Origin of the sequence: Streptomyces pristinaespiralis, assembly GCF_001278075.1 — a bacterium.
GTDB classification, from domain to species: Bacteria; Actinomycetota; Actinomycetes; order Streptomycetales; family Streptomycetaceae; genus Streptomyces; species Streptomyces pristinaespiralis.
In genome coordinates this window covers 770,981-787,204 of the sequence record NZ_CP011340.1, presented here as the reverse complement: position 1 = coordinate 787,204, position 16,224 = coordinate 770,981, and the positions used below count along the sequence as shown (strand labels likewise).

The window sequence follows — 16,224 nt, the reverse complement described above, 5'->3', positions numbered from 1 at the left end:
CTCCCCGGTGCCGGGGTCACCCGAATGGCTTGCTCACCTGTGGGAGCGGGTGGCCGGGGCGCAGGGTGGATCCATGTGGTCCCGTCGGATCGTCCTGGGTAGCGGGGTCGTGGTGCTGGCCCTGCTGGTGATGCGGGACGCCCCGTCACGGCCCGTCCGGCCCGAGCCCGTCGTCGTCGGTCCGGTGGTCCCGCAGCCCTCGATCGTCAGCCGGAAGGCGTGGCGGGCGAACGAGGGGATGGTCAGGGAGCGGGCGACCTACACGGGTGCGGTGAGCGCGGTGTTCGTCCATCACACCGGTCATCTGAACGGCTACGACTGCGCCGACGCCCCGCGCATGCTGCGCGAGATGCAGCGGGACCACGTCGAGAGCGACGGCTGGGACGACATCGGCTACAACTTCGTGGTGGACCGCTGCGGAACCATCTACGAGGGCCGCGCCGGCGGCGTCGGACGACCCGTACAGGGCGCGCACACCAAGGGCTTCAACGGCGACACCATCGGCATCGCGGCGCTCGGCACCTTCGGCCCCGGCACGACGGTCCCGCCCGCGCTCGAGGCGGGGATCGTGAAGGTCGCCGCCTGGAAGCTCCGGCCGGGGGCCGACCCCCGCGGCACGGTCCGGCTCGTCTCGACGAACGACGAGAGCACGTACAAGAAGGGCGAGGCGGCCGAACTCCACGTCATCTCGGGGCATCGCGACACCTTCCGCACGGACTGCCCCGGCGAGGTGCTCTACGAGCGGTTGCCGGCGATCCGGGAGGCCGTGGCCCGGCTGCGGAAGGAATCGCAGACCGCCCGGTAGCGCCGGCGTTCTCCCGTTCGCTCGCGGCGGTCCCCGCTGCATGACGACGTCTTCAGGCGTGTCACGTCGCTGCGGGCGACGCCGCTGCTCGGCCTGTCCTTGGCGGCGCGGTCGGGGGAACGGCCTGTGAAGTGCTGCGTCGCACTTCTGTGCACACATCCCGCCCCGCGGCGGTCCGGGCTTGCCGCGTCTATCGAAAGTCGATAGATTTCCATCGCGATTCGATCTGCGGGTGGCGGTGCGAACGCCGGCCGGTGCCTGCGCTTTGCGCTGCGCGCCTCGGGGGCGGGGCCGTCCTCGCACTGCCGGCCGCGCGCCTTCCGCGGACCGATGCGAGCCGATCGGACCGGGGCGAATCGATGCGAACTGATGAGACGGACCCTCCAGGAGCAGAGCATGACGACAGCCGACTTCTCCCACCGCCTCCGGGCCACGGACAGTGCCGACGTACTGGTGGTCGGGGCCGGGCTGGCCGGGCTGCACACCGCCACGCTCCTCGCCCGCCAGGGCCACGACGTGCTCCTGGCCGAGCGTCGAGCCGGTCTCGCCGGCGCGATCCGCACCACGGGAATCTTCGTGCGGAAGACGCTCGACGACTTTCCCCTGCCCCCGGACTGCCTCGGGCCGCCGATCCGGCGTGTGGTGCTCTACCCGCCGAACCTCCGCCGCCCGGTCAGCCTGACCAGTGGCCGCGACGAGTACCGGGTCGGCGACATGGCGCCGCTCTACGAAACGTCGGCCGTCTCCGCCGCCGCCGCCGGCGTCCGGATAGCGCTCGGCACGCGTTACGCCGGCCGGCAGGGCGACACCTTCCACCTGGTCGGCCGTGACGGCCCGACGGCGGTCCGCGCACGGTTCGTCGTCGGCGCAGACGGAGCACGCTCGAGGGTCGCCCGCGACCTCGGCCTCGACCGCAACCAGCACCTGCTGGTGGGCGCCGAGGAGGTTTTCGAAGTGCCCGGCAGCGACGAGCCACCGACCTTCCACTGCGTGCTCGACCCCTCGCTCGCCCCCGGCTACCTGGCCTGGGTGGTCAACGACGGCCGGCACGCCCATGTCGGCGTCGCGGGCTATGCGGACCGCTATCCGGAGGGTCTGCGCCGGGCCGTGGAGCGGTTCGGCGCATCAGCGCCCGGGCTGGCAGGAGTCGAGCGTCCGGAGGCGGTGGAGCGGCGCGGAGGCCTGATCCCTGTCGGTGGCCTGCTGCGACGGATCAGCTGCCCCGACGGGCTTCTTGTGGGGGACGCGGCGGGCGCGGTCTCCCCCCTCACCGCCGGCGGCCTGGATCCCTGTCTCCGGCAGGCGGAGTTCGCGGCCGAGGTCCTCGACGACGCGCTGCGGGCCGGGAGGCCGGACGTGATGAGCAACTACGACGGATCGGCTCTGCGCCCCCACTTCCGTGGCCGGCTCATGCTGCGCAGGGGACTGGCCCACGTACGCACCCCGGCCGCGGCCGCCGCGGCGTTCACCCTGCTGCGTACGCCGCTCGGCCGGGCCGCCGCGGGACGGGTCCTCTTCGGCGACAGGTCCTTCCCCGACCCGGTCCGTGCGTGACCCGGTCCTTGTGTGACCCTGGTCCGCCCCGACGCCGGGTCGCGGCGCCCGGGTGTCGTGGACGGGGGCGCGGACGCAGCGGTGCGCTGTGGCGTGCCGCTCGGCGCACCGGAGGCGCCGGTGGCGTCCGGGTCGGGGGAGGGGCAGGCCGTTCGTGCCGTGGATGTACGGGCCCGCCGACACCGGCCGGGCCCGTACATCACCGATCAGTCCGTGATGATCACGTCAGATCGCGGAGATCGACTCAGGCGATGTCGAACCGGTCGAGGTTCATCACCTTGTCCCACGCGGCCACGAAGTCCTCCACGAACTTCTCCTTCGCGTCGTCGCTCGCGTACACCTCGGCGAGCGCGCGCAGCTCGGAGTTGGAGCCGAAGACGAGGTCGGCACGGCTGCCGGTCCACTTCACCTCGCCCGTGGCGGCGTCGCGTGCCTCGAAGGCGGTCTGGTCCTCGGACGTCGCCTTCCACGTCGTGCCCAGGTCGAGCAGGTTGACGAAGAAGTCGTTGGTCAGGGACCCGGGCGTCGTGGTGAGGACGCCTTGCTGCGACTGCTGGTGATTGGCGCCCAGCACGCGCAGGCCACCGACGAGGACGGTCATCTCGGGGGCGCTGAGGCCGAGCAGGTTCGCCTTGTCGAGCAGCAGGAACTCGGCCGGCAGGCGGTTGCCCTTGCCGAGGTAGTTGCGGAACCCGTCGGCGGTGGGCTCGAGCGCGGCGAACGACTCCGCGTCGGTCTGCTCCTGCGAGGCGTCCACCCGGCCCGGCGTGAAGGGAACCCGCACCGGGAAGCCGGCCTCCTTGGCGGCCCGCTCGACGGCCGCGACGCCACCGAGCACGATCAGGTCGGCAAGGGAGACGTTCTTGGCGCCGGAGTTGAACTCCTGCTGGATTCCCTCGAGGGTTCGCAGCACGGTGGCGAGCTGGTCGGGGTCGTTGACCTCCCACGTGCGCTGCGGCTCCAGGCGGATGCGGGCGCCGTTGGCGCCACCGCGCTTGTCGCTGGCGCGGAACGTCGAGGCCGACGCCCACGCGGTGGACACCAGCTGGGAGACGGACAGTCCCGAGTCGAGGATCTCGGCCTTGAGGGTCGCGATGTCCTCGGCGTCGATGACCTCGCCCTCGGCCTCCGGCAGCGGGTCCTGCCACAGCAGGGTCTCCTCCGGGACCTCCGGGCCGAGGTACAGCGACTTCGGGCCCATGTCACGGTGGGTCAGCTTGAACCAGGCGCGGGCGAAGGCGTCCGCGAACTGGTCGGGGTTCTCCAGGAAGCGACGCGAGATCTGCTCGTAGACCGGGTCGAACCGGAGCGCGAGGTCGGTCGTCAGCATCTGCGGGGCGTGGGTCTTCGACGCGTCGTGCGCGTCGGGGACCGTGCCTTCCCCGGCACCGTTCTTGGGCCGCCACTGGTGCGCGCCGGCGGGGCTCTTGGTCAGCTCCCACTCGTAGCCGAAGAGGATCTCGAAGAAGCTGTTGTCCCAGGTGGTCGGGGTGTTCGTCCAGGTCACCTCGAGACCGCTGGTGATCGTGTCGCCGCCCTTGCCGGTGCCGTAGGAGTTCTTCCAGCCGAGGCCCTGCTCCTCCAGCGAGGCGGCTTCGGGGTCGTCGCCGACGTTGTCCGCCGGGCCGGCGCCGTGGGTCTTGCCGAAGGTGTGACCGCCCGCTATCAGGGCGACGGTCTCCTCGTCGTTCATCGCCATCCGGCGGAACGTCTCACGGATGTCACGGGCCGCGGCGAGCGGGTCCGGGTTGCCGCCCGGGCCCTCCGGGTTGACGTAGATGAGGCCCATCTGGACCGCGCCGAGGGGGTTCTCCAGCTCACGGTCGCCGGTGTAGCGCCGGTCGTCGAGCCAGGTGGTCTCGGGACCCCAGTACACGTCCTCCTCGGGCTCCCACACGTCCTCACGGCCGCCGGCGAAGCCGAAGGTCTCGAAGCCCATCTGCTCCAGCGCGACGTTGCCCGTCAGGATCATGAGGTCGGCCCACGAGATGGACCGGCCGTACTTCTTCTTGACCGGCCACAGCAGTCGGCGGGCCTTGTCGAGGTTGGCGTTGTCCGGCCAGCTGTTGAGGGGGGCGAAGCGCTGCTGACCGGCGCCGGCACCGCCACGGCCGTCACTGATCCGGTACGTGCCCGCGCTGTGCCAGGCCATACGGATCATCAGCGGGCCGTAGTTGCCGAAGTCGGCGGGCCACCAGTCCTGGGAGGTGGTCAGCACCTCGGCGATGTCCCGCTTCACGGCTGGGAGGTCGAGCGACGAGAACGCCGCCGCGTAGTCGAACTCCTCGCCGAGGGGGTTGGCCACGGCGGGGTTCTTGGCGAGGATCTTCAGGTTGAGCCGCTCCGACCACCACTGGCGGTTTCCGCCGCCTTGAGTCGGATGCGGCGCGCGCTCGTGCGCTACCGGGCAGCCGCCGCCTCGGCCCTCCGTCTTCGGGTCTGTGACGATTGCATCCGGGTTCTCGGACATGGGAATCCTTTCGGGCGGAGCGGGATCGTGGTGCTCAGTGAGTGCCTGCGGCGGAAGGTCGGGGCACATGTGTCCCTGTGGAGGGGCCGGACTGCCGGCATGAAAAGGCCGGGCCGCCGGGCGGTCCGGTGCTGCGTACGGCTCCCCTCGCGGGCGGGACGGCGGAAGGTCTCCGGCCCGCGCGAAGGCGCCGGGTGGACGACGGGGCTCCCAGGAGGCGTACACGCGCCCCGGGTTCCCCGCGGGCAAGGCCTGATGGCGGCACGACGTGAAAGGCCGTCAGCCGCGGTCCGACAGCACCGTGCGGCTGCTCGGCGGTGGTCCCGTCATGTCTCAGTCTCCTGCCGTACTGGAGGTGCCGGCTCCCTTGGCTGATGCCGGAACCGATCCTACGATGGACGCTGTCCAGGTCAAGAAGTTCGCGCGTTTCATATCCCATCGGGTTCCGGACACCTGCCGGTAAACTGCCGGTATCCCACCAAGCCTGAATAGGTGAACCGATATGAGTGACCTGCTGGAACGGCTGCGAGGGCGCGGCTGGCGGGTGACCTCCCAGCGGCGTGTGGTCGCGGAGGTCCTCGACGGCGACCACATCCATCTCACCGCCGACGAGGTCCACGCCCGCGCGGCTCAGCGGCTGCCCGAGATCTCCCGGGCGACCGTGTACAACACGCTGGGCGAACTGGTCTCGCTCGGTGAGGTCCTCGAGGTCTCCACCGACGGGCGCGCCAAGCGGTACGACCCCAACGCCCACCGCCCGCACCAGCACTTGGTCTGCTCCCGCTGCGGCGTCATCCGCGACGTCCATCCGACCGGCGATCCGCTGGCGGATCTTCCGGCGCAGGAGCGGTTCGGCTTCACGGTGTCCGAGGTCGAGGTCACCTACCGCGGCGTGTGCCCCTCCTGCACCTGACCCCGGGCCTTCCGGGGACGCGATCCGGGCCGCGTCCGCGGGCTCCCCATGAACAGCCCGCGCGCGCCACCGTGTGGGGCGGTGGCGCGCGCGGGCGCCGCGTGCGGTCCGGAAGCGCCCTGTGGGCGCGGGAGTTCGCCGCTGCGGTCGATGCGCGGTCGCCGGCCGTCGGCCGTCGGCCGGGGGCGTCAACAACCAGGCTGCCGCTCCACCATGACGTCGAGGGGCGCCCGGAAGGACAACAGGCCGAGCATCTGCGGTCGTGCCCCTTCCGGCGCGAGCCGGATCTGAGGCAGCCGGCGTGCCACCGCCCGCAGTGCGATCGCCGCCTCCGTGCGGGCCAGGGAGGCGCCCGGGCAGCGGTGGCGCCCGGCGCCGAACGCCAGGTGGTGACGGACGTTCGCCCGATGCGGGCACATCCGCTCCGGGTCCGCGAACACGGCCGGGTCGGACCCGCTGCCCATCAGCATGAGCAGCAGTTGCGCGCCCGCCGGGAGCCGGGTGCCCGCCAGTTCCACCGGTCGTGCGGTGACCCGGCGCCAGGTGGTCACCGGCGGCTCGCGCCGCAGCACCTCCTCCACCCAGTCCTCGGCCAGGCCGGCTTCCGGCACGAGCCGCGGCCAGAGCCCCGGTTCGCAAAGTGCCCGGCGCAGCACGGTGGCGATCAGCTGGCCGGTGGTGGACTGTCCGGCGATGAAGATGAAGAAGCACGCGCTGACCGCGGTCGCCGTGTCCAGCGGTTCCCCGTCGGGCAGACGGTGGCGGGCCAGCGCTCCGACGAAGGAATCCGGCGAGACGCCGGGCGATGACGCGGCACCGCGTACGGTGTCGGTCAGCCATCGGTGGAACTCGCCGACCAGGCCGGCCAGTTCCAGCTGCCGTTCCGCGGCGGGCCTGCCCCAGAACAGCTCCAGCGACGCGTCGCTCCAGCGGATCAGCGTGTCCGGCGTGACGCCCCGGACGCCGAGCAGTTCCATGAGCACCCGGCACGGCAGGACCTGCGCGTAGGAGGCGAACAGGTCTGCGCGGCCGTCGGCGTCGATCCCGGCCCGCGCCGCGTCCAGCAACTCCTCGGCACAGCGCTCGATCACGGGGACGGCGGCCGCCACCCGCCGGGCGTTGAAGAACCGGTTGACCAGGCGGCGCAGCCCGGCGTGGCTGCCGGTGCCGTTGTTGGCCAGCGCGGGCGGGAGGGAGAAGCGGGCCTTCGCGAGCGTCCGCAGCACGGCGACCGGTAGCGGCGCGACCGCGTGCTGGGCGTTGTCGGGCAGGAAGACGGACGGGTCGGACAGCACCCGCCGTATGTCCTGGTGACGGCTGACCAGCCACAGCCCCGTCGCCTCGTCGTGGTGCACGGGCGCCTCGGCGCGCAGGAGGTCCAGCCACGGGTAGGGGTCGCGTACGAACTCCTCGCCGAACAGGTCGAGGCCGTCGCCCGGCGCCCGGGCATCCCCGGCCCGCGCCGGCGGCGCTGCGGCTTCCGGACCAGGCACGTCGCCCCCGTCGGGGTCGGCCGTGGCGGCAGCCGAGGTCCAGGTGTTCATGGCCGGAATTGTCACGCGCGGACGCTAACACGCACCGTTACGGTCCTCGCCGGCCTGTGCGCGGTATCACTCACGGGGCGTACGGTTCGATCCTTCCGCGTCCATGCACGTCAGGCGGTCACGACCGCCCCCGCCGGACGCGCGGCGTCAACCGGCCGCGGTCATCGGCTCTGATGGGCGCCCGCCTGCAGGAGGAGGAGCGCGATGTCGTCCGCGTTCTGCCCGGTGGGTCGTACCTCCTTGAGCAGGGTGTCGATGACCAGGTCCAGATCCCGGTCGTCGGCGCGGTCGAGACAGCGCGCGAGTCGCTCGACGGAGTCGTCGAGGTCGACGCCCGGGGACTCCACGAGGCCGTCGGTGTAAAGGGCCAGCATCAGACCCGGGGTGAGGGGGATCTCGGTGAGGGGATAGGTGGCGTCGGGGTCGACGCCGAGGAGCGGCCCGGGAGAGACGTCGAGGGGGACGGTGCGCCGGCCCGGCAGGCGCAGCAGCGGCGGGGGATGGCCGGCGGTGGCGACACACAGGCGTCCGCCGGCGAGGTCGAGGTGGGCGTAGAGACAGCTGGTGAACAGCCCGGGGTCGAGGTCGATGAGGAGCCGGTTGGTCCGGAAAAGCACCTGGTCGGGAGCGGTGCCGAGGGTGGCGTGGGCGTGGACGCCGGTGCGGACCTGCCCCATCAGGGCGGCGGCGGCGACATTGTGTCCCTGGACGTCGCCGATCACGGCCGCCGCCGCGGTGTCTCCGAGGACGAGCAGGTCGTAGAAGTCGCCGCCGATGTCCATGCCCCGGGTGGCGGGCAGATAGCGGGCCGCGACCCGCAGACCCTCGACCCGGGGAAGGTTGTGGGGCAGCAGGGACTGCTGAAGGCCGTGGGCGAGCTGGTGCTTGGTGTCGTACAGGCGGGCGCGGTCGAGGGCCTGCGCGACGAGGCCGGCGAGCGAGGTGAGAACGGCGCGCTCCTCGGCCGTGAACGCGTGCGGGTGGTCGTACGACAGGACGCAGCAGCCGACGGGCCGGCCGGAAATGATCAGCGGGAGGAAGGCCCAGGCCTGTTTGCCGCTGATCATGGGGGCCTCCGGGTAGATCCGCCGCATCTCCTCCGGGTCGGAGAAGAACGAGGGGGTGCCGGTGGTCAGGGTCCGCCCCGCGGGCGTGAACGAGGTGTCCAGGGGCAGGCCGTCGAGGCGTTCGACGACCCGCGACGGATAGCCGCGGTGCCCGGTGATCCGCAGCCGCCCGGCGTCGGCCGCGGACAGGACGAGGCCCTGGGCCCCGAAGGCCGGCATGATCTGGTCGGCGATGAGGTCGACGACGTCCTGCACACCCACGACCTCCGTCAGGGCGGCTGCCAGATGCACCAGCTGGTACAGCTGACCGGCACGGGCCGGTGAGGCGGTGTGCAGGGACGGCGTCGGCCTCAGGGAGGCCGGTGCCTCCTCGTCGGAGGGAAGGATGCGCACGCTGATGCCGCTCGCGTCGGGGAAGAGGTGGAAGTCCAGCCATCGGTCCGGTGGGCGGCACGCGGTGAAGGCGACAGGCTCGCGGCTGATCACCGCGGCACGGTAGCGGTCCTCGTACGAGGGGTCGTCGAGCCAGGGCAGCGACTGCCACGGCAGCGTGCCGAGCAGTTGACCGGCGTCGCCGCCCAGCAGTTCGGCGGCCCCCGAGCTCAGGAAGGTGATCCGCCCCTCGAGGTCCAGCGAGCAGGATCCACCCGGCAGGCGCTCGGCGAAGTCGGCGGCGGCCAGCGCCGGTGTCGCGACCGGCCGGCCGGCGGTGACGGGCAGTATGCGGGGCCCCCTGCCGTGCACCGGGCTCCCGGCTTCGGCGGCCTCTTCGAGGAGCCGGGCCAGATTCCGGCAGGCCGAAGTGATGTGGCTCCGTTCCCGGCGGGTCATCCGGGGCGGGCGGGTGGCCGGCCACAGCAGCAGGAGCGAGCCCCACCGCCGGATGCCGGTGACGGGTGCGGCGGCCAGCGCGAGCGGGTAGGGGAGTGCGACCGCCGTGCGGGGATAGGAGCCGGCCATCTCCTCGTGGGTGCCCACCCAGACCAGGCGGTCCTGGCGGATCGCGTCCGCCACCGGGGCCGGAGCGGCCACCGGCACTCTCGTCCACGGGGCGGCGAACTCGGCCGGCGCACCGTACAACGCCTCGAGATGCAGCACCTGTTCGTCCGGCGAGAGCAGATAGAGGGCACCGATCGCGGCACCGGTGCGCCGCACCGTCTCCGTGAGCGCGGCATCCACCGCGCCGATGTCCACGGCCGGATCACCCGTGCTGGTCACGAGGCACCTCCAGCGTCGCCTATTACGGGACGTTACGCCGAACGGGAGGGGGCGGCACTTCCGCCTGCGTACGGGGCGGGGCCGTCCGGCGGTGGGTCGCGCCGGGCGTGCGGCCCTGAAGGCACTGCCCGCGTGGGCGCTGACGGCGGTCGGATCGGGCCGGCTCCGGGCCGGTGGGCCCCATCAGGTGTCGAAGCGGCGGCGGGAGGCCTCGAGGTGACCGATGTACTGCCGGGTCCAGCCGCACATGCCGTCGACGACCGCTCGCAGGGCCCGGCCCGGTTCGGTGAGGGTGTACTCGACGCGTGGCGGCACCGTGGGGTGCACGTCCCGCTCGACCAGACCGTTGCGCTCCATCATGCGCAGGTTCTGGGTGAGCATCTTGTGGCTGATGCCCTCGATCTCGTTCCGCAACTCGCTGAAGCGCAGGGTGCGGTCACCGAGGGCTTCGATGATCAGGAACGCCCACTTGTTGGCGACGTCCGAGAAGATCTCCCGCGCCAAGGAGTCGGCGCGCGTCAGGTCCGCATCCTCGGGTGAGCCCTTGAACTGCTTGGTCACCATGTGGTTCCCCAGTCACTTGAAAGTGCCTTCTTCCAGGTCAGCGCTCACTCTCCTATGGTTCCTGAGTAACCACAAGAGACCGAGGGAGCCTTGGTCCGATGGAAGCGGGACCCTTGCGGGTTCTTGTGACGAGGAGGCGGGCAGCATGGCCATCACACTGGTGAACCCCGGCGGACTGCCGGAGATCGATGCCTACCGGCAGGTGTCGGTCGCGACCGGGTCGAAGCTGGTCTTCGTCGCCGGACAGGTCGCCTGGGACGCCGACGGGGTGACGGTCGGCGAAGGCGACCTCGCCGCCCAGGTCGAGCAGTGCTACCTCAACGTCGGTACCGCCCTGGCCGCGGCCGGAGGCTCCTTCGACGACGTGGCGAAACTGAACGTCCACGTCGTCGACTGGACCCCCGACAAGATGCCCCTGCTCCTGGAGGGGATCGCCCGGGCGGCGAAGAAACTGGGGGTCACGCCGGTACCCCCGGCCACGCTGCTGGGCGTGGCGGCGCTGTCCGTCCCGGACCACCTGGTCGAGGTCGAAGCCACCGCGGTCCTCGACTGAAACGGGCGTTCCCGCGGGGACCGTGCCTCGGCGTCGGCCCTCGGCCGGACGCCCTCCGGCCGAGGGCCGACGGGCCGGGCGTGAGGCCGTCGGGCGTCCGGCGCCGTAGCCGTCGCGGGACATCCGCAACCGGCGGCAAATCAGCCGCGTCTCCGACCGTGCCCGGCCGCGCCTGCGGTCCGGTGTGCGGAACAAAGGGGGGACCTGCGGTGAACGGAACCAGAGGCCGGACAAGACGGGGAACGTGGGTGATCGCCGCGCTCGTCCTGGCGTCCTTGGCAGTGGGGTGCCAGGACACGGACGGCAGCGGCAACGGCAAAGGCCCGGGGGCCAAGTCGCCCGACCGGGGCAGGTCCTCCCAGTCACCCGGTGGCGGTGGCGGTGACGACGGCGGAAAGGAATCCGCCAAGCCCTCGCCGAACTCCTCGGACAAGCCGGCCGCCGCGCTGACGTGCGACCAGCTCCGCAACGCGGAACTGCAGAACTCCGAACTGCGGCTGCCGGACGCCCCCGCGGGATCCATCTCGTTCACCGACGGACGGTGGGAGGGCGACGGCATCGTGATCGAGCTCCAGCCGCAGTGCGACATCGGCGACATGACCGGTGACACGGCCCCCGACGCCGTGGCGCCCGTCAAGGTGACGACGGAGGGCACGGGCAGGTTCTACGCCCTGGTCACCTGGCGCAACGACGGAGGCACGCCGGTCCCGGCCGCCGCCGCCTCGCTCGGGGACCGGACGCCCGTGCAGTCCGTCGACATCTCCACGGCGCCCCCGAAGCAGGCCACCGTCGTCTACCTGACCCGCGGTGACGCCGACCCGGCTGCCGTGGTGACGATCAGGCGGACCGCCGTATACCGGGTGGCGGGCCCCGTCATGGCCGAGCTCCACCACAGCGACGCCCCGTACACACCGTGAAACGCCGGGAAGGCGCGCCGTGTGCCTGCGGCGGCGCGCCTTCCCGCCTCGCCCGAGCCGGTGCGGCCGCTGCCCGCCGGACGCCGTGACATCGGGCCCCGGGCCGCCGTGTCCGGGTTCCGCGCGAGTGCCGGCGACCGGCCGCACGGGTCGGGTCCGGAGCGGGGACCCGTACGGCCGGCGCCGGATGCGTACGGCTCAGCGCGGGATCCGTACGGCGAGGAGCGCGACGTCGTCCTCGTTCTTCGGCGGGCGGGACCGTTCGAGCAGGTGGTCGGTGAAAGGCTCCAGAGGGCGGTGCGCCAGGGACGCGGCGTTCCGGCGGAGCCGCTCCAGGCCCTCGTCGAGTGAATGGCCCGCGGCTTCGATCAGGCCGTCGGTGTACAGCACGAGGGTCGATCCGGGCGGCAGCGCCACGGTCGCGTCGGTGCGGCCCTTCGGGGCCTGGTGCGCCTCGATCCCCAGGAGGACGCCGTGGCCGTCGGTGAGGAAGCGGGCCACGCCGTCGTGGGACACCAGCAGCGGCGGCGGGTGACCGGCGTTGGTCCAGGCCATCTCGATCCCCCCGTCGTCGGCCCCCGTCAGCCGGGCGAAGACCAGGGTGGCCATGGAGGCCTCTGCGATGTGCAGGGAGGCGTGGTCGAGCCACTCGACGATCTTGCTCGGCGGTTCGTGGTGCGCCCAGGCGTAGGCACGGAGCATGTTGCGCAGCTGTGCCATACCGGCGGCGGCGTCCAGGTCGTGGCCGACGACGTCGCCGATGGCCAGGGCCGTGGCGCCGTCGCTCAGGGAGAAGGCGTCGTACCAGTCGCCGCCGACCTGCGAGGCGTTGGGCGCGGGCACGTAGCGGGCGGTCATCTCCAGTCCCGGCACGCTCGGCAGCTGGGGCAGCAGATGGCGTTGCATGGTCTCCGCGACCTTGCGCTGCCGCTGGTAGAGGCGGGCGTTGGCCAGTGCCAGACCGGCTCGGCGCGCGATGTCCTCGAGCAGAGCGATGTCCGCCGCGGTGAACCGCTCCGGCTGCTCGGAGCGCCCCAGGGTGATGGCTCCCAGGATCTCCCGTACGCCGCGGATGGGGGCGATGGCCGCCGAGTGCATGCCGGTCGCCTGGAACAGGCGACGCTGTTCCACCGCGATGCCCGAGTCCGGCGGGCCCTGGTAGGTCTCCGGCCCGGCCAGCGCCGACGAGACGCCGCGCAGGGCCCGGGACAGAGGCATCGGGGAGCCCTCCGGTACCGGCGGCATCGGCCCCTGGAGTTCCTCCATGTGCACCAGTGCCCCGTTCTCCGCATGCACGACGGCACGGCGCCACACCTCGTCGCGCTCGGTGATCAGGTCGATGACGGCCCAGTCCGCGAGGCGGGGCAGCACCAGGTTCACGAGTCTTCGCAGCGCCTCGTCGACGTCCAGCGTGGAGGTCAGGGTCGTGGTGGTCTCGGCCAGCAGGGCCAGCCGCTCGAGCTCCGAGAGCGACGCGGAGGGTCGGTCGGGGAGCTCGGCGGGCGCACTCGGGGCATCGCGGGGATGGAAGATCACGAGGGTGGCCGTGGTCCCGTCATCGGTGTCGCAGGGCGTGACCAGCCACGACACCGGCAGGATCGAGCCGTCGCCGCGTTCGACCCACTCGTTGTCCCCATGTGCCGCCGATCCGGCGAACATGGCCCGCCGCACCGGGCACCGGGCCCTCGCGATGGGCTCTCCGTGGCGGTTGCGGTGCAGCATGTCGTGCGCGTCATGACCGACGAGCTGTGCCGCGGCACGGTCCAGGAGCTGTTCCGCCGCGGCGTTGACGCTGATGATGCACCCCTCCTCGTCCGTCAGGTAGGCGCCGGTGCGCATGGTCCCCAAGGCCCCGGTCAGCGCTTCCAGGGCCTTGTCCGGAAACCGCTCGCCGACCATTTCCACCGTCCCGGGGTCCGTCATGTGGTTGCCTCTCCTGGCCGAAGGCCTCATCCTGCCGTCCGGCGTCCGTCCTTGCCATCCCTCCACATGCCCCGACGTGCGGATGTGACGCGCACAGGTCCGCAGGCCGCAGATCTTGAACCGGATTCGACTGATTCGCCCTGACAAGGGTGTACATCCGGACCCGCCGGCCCGGAGAGGACGGCCGGTCCGAAGGTGTGCGCCACGGATCCCTCGGCCAGGGGGACGGGGTGGACCCGAGGCCGCTTTGAAAATGGCGCCCGTCGCCGTCGACGGGCCTCGGTGACCATGGTCCTCGCCGCCTGCCGACGTGTCGACCTCCGGATCCGTTCACCGCCCGTGCGTCCACCCCGCCGTTGCCCGAGCGCGGCCGGCCGGTGACCATCGGCGGCGAGTCCGCGGGGGTGGCGTACGGCCTTCGCGAACTCTTGCCGGGCGGGCCGCGGCAGCGCCATGGCGGGCGGTTGAGCCGGGGAGCATGCTGGAGAAAAGCCGGCGCCGGCCCGTGGGGCGGTGGCACGGCGAAGCGCGAGTGAGGGTCCCCATGGACGAAGACACGAGCGGCCGGCCGGGCCCCGGCGGGGACGGTCCCGACGACCTGCCGTGGTGGATCCTCGAGCAGTTACCCGTCCCCGTGGTCTTCTTCGACCGGCCTGCCCGGCTCGTGTCCGCCAACCAGGCCACCCTGCGGTCGGTGGCCAAGCCCTTGGAGCAGCTCGTCGGTCTGCGGCCGGGGGAGGTGGAACCGGGGGTGCTGATCAGGGGCACGGAGAACCTCGAAGCCGTGGTCGAACAGGTGATCGCGAGCGGCGAGAGTCGCACCTACGAAACCCTCATCCGCCCCGACCCCGGTCCCGAGAGCGTATGGACGGCGGTCATCAGCCCGGTCAAGGACGGCTCCGGTCATGTGCACGGCTGCACGGTGGTGACCCTCGACACCACCGAGCTGTACCGCGCCCGCGAACGCATGACCGTCCTCAACGAGGCCAGCCTGCGCATCGGCAGCACGCTGGACGTCGGACGCACGGCAGAGGAACTGGCCGAGCTGGCCACGGAGACCTTCGCCGACTTCGTCACCGTGGACCTCCTCGCCCCCGTGCTCGTCGGCGACGAACCCGGCACCCTGGAGCCCGGAACCACCATCGTGTTCCACCGGGCCGCCCAGCACTCGGTCCTGGCGGGCTGTCCGGAGTCGGTGATGCCCGTCGGCGCGCGGCACACCTTCGCCAGGGAATCGGCGCTGGGGCAGGTGCTCCTCCGGGGCGAAGCCGTTCGCTTCACCGTCGACGAGGACTCGCTGCGGCTGTGGGAGCCGGCCGAGCCCGACCGGGTGCGCAGCATCCGCGAACACGGCATCCACTCCTCCATGGTTGCTCCGCTCACCGCGCGCCGCATCACCCTGGGAATCGCCGTGTTCTCCCGGCACCGCACGCCCGAACCCTTCGACGACGACGATCTGCTGCTCGCCGGGGAACTCGCCGCACGGGCCGCCGTGGCCGTGGACAACGCCCGCCGCTACACCCGTGAACACGCCACCGCCCTCGCGCTGCAGCGCAGTCTGCTGCCCCGGAGGTCGGCCAGGCAGCAGGCGGTCGAGGTCGCCTCCCGCTATGTGCCCAACATGACGGGCGCCGGCATCGGCGGTGACTGGTTCGAGGTCATCGCCCTGTCGGGCGCCCGGGTCGCCCTGGTGGTCGGCGACGTCGTCGGGCACGGCGTGCAGGCGTCGGCGACCATGGGCCGGCTGCGTACCGCCGTGCGCACGCTCGCCGACGTGGACCTCGCACCCGACGAACTGCTCACCCAGCTCGACGACCTGGTGCTGAAACTGGACCGGGAGGAGTCGCTGGACCCCGCGGGCGGCTCCTCCGTCGCCGGCGCGACCTGTCTGTACGCCGTGTACGACCCCGTCTCCGGCCGGTGCACCATGGCCCGGGCGGGTCACCCGGAGCCGGTGCTCGTCCGTCCCGACGGCAGCGCCGCCCAGCTCCCGCTGCCGGGCGGTCCGCCGCTCGGAGTGGGCGGACTGCCCTTCGAGGCGGCGGAGTTCGACCTGCCGGAGCGCAGCATCCTCGCGCTGTACACCGACGGCCTGATCGAGACCCCGGGGCGGGACATCGACGCCGCGCTCGTCGCGCTGCGCGAGACGCTCGCCCGTCCCGCCCGGTCGCTGGAGGCCACCTGCGACGCCGTGATGGCGGCCCTGCTGCCCGAGCGGCCGGGCGACGACATCGCGCTTCTTCTCGCCCGCGTGGTCCGCCTCGACGCGGATCACCATGTGTCCTGGGACCTGCCCGCGGAAGCGTCCATCGTCTCGCGGGCGCGCAAGAACGTCGCCCGACAGCTGGAGCGATGGGGCCTGGACGACGCCGTGTTCACCACGGAAGTGATCGTCAGCGAACTCGTCACCAACGCCATCCGCTACGGCGGCGCCCCGATCCGGCTGCGCCTCATCCGCGACACCTCCCTGATCTGCGAGGTGTCCGACGGCAGCAGCACCGCTCCCCATCTGCGCCGCGCCCGCATGTTCGACGAGGGCGGCCGGGGACTGCTGCTCGTCGCGAGTCTCACCGAGTGCTGGGGCACCCGGTACAGCCCGACGGGCAAGACGATCTGGGCGGAGCAGGCGCTGCCGGGCGCGTGACGGCCGAGGTATCCGCCGAGTCCTCATCGTCGGTCGGCCCGCCGCAGGGCGG

The 16,224-nt window shown here is 72.2% G+C and carries 11 protein-coding genes; 6 read left to right on the top strand and 5 right to left on the bottom strand.

Going from position 1 to position 16,224, the window contains the following annotated elements; translation table 11 throughout:
* Positions 1-73: 73 nt before the first annotated feature.
* Together SPRI_RS03095 and SPRI_RS03090 are read left to right on the top strand one after the other, a co-directional pair.
* Positions 74-805, top strand: coding sequence for a peptidoglycan recognition protein family protein (locus SPRI_RS03095; protein ID WP_037773037.1), 732 nt, complete (start codon positions 74-76; stop codon positions 803-805).
* A 396-nt stretch (positions 806-1,201) separates the two neighbouring features.
* Positions 1,202-2,359, top strand: a complete 1,158-nt coding sequence (locus SPRI_RS03090; protein ID WP_005308169.1) for an FAD-dependent oxidoreductase — start codon at positions 1,202-1,204, stop codon at positions 2,357-2,359.
* Between the two features lie 244 nt (positions 2,360-2,603).
* On the opposite strand, the gene katG is transcribed toward SPRI_RS03090, so the two are convergent.
* Complete coding sequence (gene katG, locus SPRI_RS03085) at positions 2,604-4,829, bottom strand: catalase/peroxidase HPI (protein WP_005308167.1); 2,226 nt, start codon at positions 4,827-4,829, stop codon at positions 2,604-2,606.
* Positions 4,830-5,331: 502 nt separating this feature from the next.
* Here katG and SPRI_RS03080 point away from each other — a divergent pair.
* Positions 5,332-5,742: a Fur family transcriptional regulator gene (locus tag SPRI_RS03080; protein WP_005308163.1), complete on the top strand. Its 411-nt coding sequence runs from the start codon at positions 5,332-5,334 to the stop codon at positions 5,740-5,742.
* A gap of 188 nt (positions 5,743-5,930) precedes the next feature.
* On the opposite strand, the gene SPRI_RS03075 is transcribed toward SPRI_RS03080, so the two are convergent.
* From SPRI_RS03075 to SPRI_RS03065, 3 genes are all read right to left on the bottom strand, one after another.
* On the bottom strand, positions 5,931-7,286 hold the full coding sequence (locus SPRI_RS03075) for a cytochrome P450 (RefSeq protein ID WP_078535180.1): 1,356 nt from the start codon (positions 7,284-7,286) through the stop codon (positions 5,931-5,933).
* 161 nt (positions 7,287-7,447) lie between these two features.
* Complete coding sequence (locus SPRI_RS03070; RefSeq protein WP_005308159.1) at positions 7,448-9,571, bottom strand: GAF domain-containing SpoIIE family protein phosphatase; 2,124 nt, start codon at positions 9,569-9,571, stop codon at positions 7,448-7,450.
* Positions 9,572-9,754: 183 nt separating this feature from the next.
* Positions 9,755-10,135: a winged helix-turn-helix transcriptional regulator gene (locus SPRI_RS03065; RefSeq protein WP_005308157.1), complete on the bottom strand. Its 381-nt coding sequence runs from the start codon at positions 10,133-10,135 to the stop codon at positions 9,755-9,757.
* A 145-nt stretch (positions 10,136-10,280) separates the two neighbouring features.
* On the opposite strand from SPRI_RS03065, the gene SPRI_RS03060 reads away from it, so the two are divergent.
* Both SPRI_RS03060 and SPRI_RS03055 read left to right on the top strand, forming a co-directional pair.
* Complete coding sequence (locus SPRI_RS03060; protein WP_005308155.1) at positions 10,281-10,688, top strand: RidA family protein; 408 nt, start codon at positions 10,281-10,283, stop codon at positions 10,686-10,688.
* 209 nt (positions 10,689-10,897) lie between these two features.
* A complete protein-coding gene (locus SPRI_RS03055) occupies positions 10,898-11,605 on the top strand; it encodes a hypothetical protein (protein ID WP_053556681.1) in 708 nt (235 codons plus the stop codon).
* A gap of 198 nt (positions 11,606-11,803) precedes the next feature.
* Here SPRI_RS03055 and SPRI_RS03050 read toward each other — a convergent pair whose 3' ends face one another.
* Positions 11,804-13,528, bottom strand: coding sequence for a SpoIIE family protein phosphatase (locus SPRI_RS03050; protein WP_005308153.1), 1,725 nt, complete (start codon positions 13,526-13,528; stop codon positions 11,804-11,806).
* A gap of 544 nt (positions 13,529-14,072) precedes the next feature.
* Here SPRI_RS03050 and SPRI_RS03045 point away from each other — a divergent pair.
* On the top strand, positions 14,073-16,172 hold the full coding sequence (locus tag SPRI_RS03045; RefSeq protein ID WP_234020312.1) for a SpoIIE family protein phosphatase: 2,100 nt from the start codon (positions 14,073-14,075) through the stop codon (positions 16,170-16,172).
* Positions 16,173-16,224: the final 52 nt, after the last annotated feature.